The organism is Oleiphilus sp. HI0086 (genome assembly GCF_001635225.1).
The window spans coordinates 1-713 of the sequence record NZ_LWFZ01001222.1 but is presented as its reverse complement, the minus strand read 5'-3'; the positions used below and the strand labels follow the sequence as shown (position 1 = coordinate 713).

The following is a 713-nucleotide window of genomic DNA, read 5'->3' as shown; positions in this document are numbered from 1 at the left end:
GAAGATGAGGGGATGACAGCCAAACAGATTTCATATTTACAAGTTAACGATACTGACAAAGCGCTTGCTTCAATTGCTTCACTTAATCGACAGAGGTTTTGCGGAAAGTTAGTTGGTTTGACGGGGTCAGCAGGCAAAACCAGTACTAAGAATATGTTGAAAGCTGTTTTATCAGAATACGGCAAGACCGCGGCAACGAAGGGTAATTTCAATAACGAAGTGGGTGTGCCGTTAACTTTGTTAGACATAAATGCTGAACACCAGTTTTCAGTTGTGGAAATGGGAGCGAGAGCGAAAGGTGATATTGCCTATCTAAGCAATATGGCCCGACCAGATGTTGCAATGGTTTTGAATGCTGGCAGCGCTCACATTGAAGTATTTGGTGATTACGAAGCGATCGTCGAAGGCAAAGGAGAAATTTATGACTCCTTAAGCGCTGACGGCGTTGGAATAATAAACTTCGATGACCCAGCCTATATGACTTGGTTAGAGCGCTTGGGAGGAAGGCAAAGTTTGTCTTTCTCACAGGAAAGTGAAAATGCTGATGTCTTTGCAAGTGATGTTGAATGTGAAGCCGAAGGAAGCTGCTTTACATTGAATTATCACGAAGAGAGCGTAAGGGTTGGTTTACCTGTGCCAGGTTTGCATCAAATCCAAAATGCTCTCGCAGCAGCGACTGCTGCAATTGCTGTTGGATGCGACTTGGAAGGTGT

General features: G+C 44.2%; 1 protein-coding gene. It reads left to right on the top strand.

Annotation, left to right across the window (positions count from 1 at the left end):
- Positions 1-12: 12 nt before the first annotated feature.
- Positions 13-713 (top strand): UDP-N-acetylmuramoyl-tripeptide--D-alanyl-D-alanine ligase (murF, locus tag A3756_RS21375; RefSeq protein ID WP_197481444.1); only part of this gene is annotated, 701 nt, incomplete at its 3' end.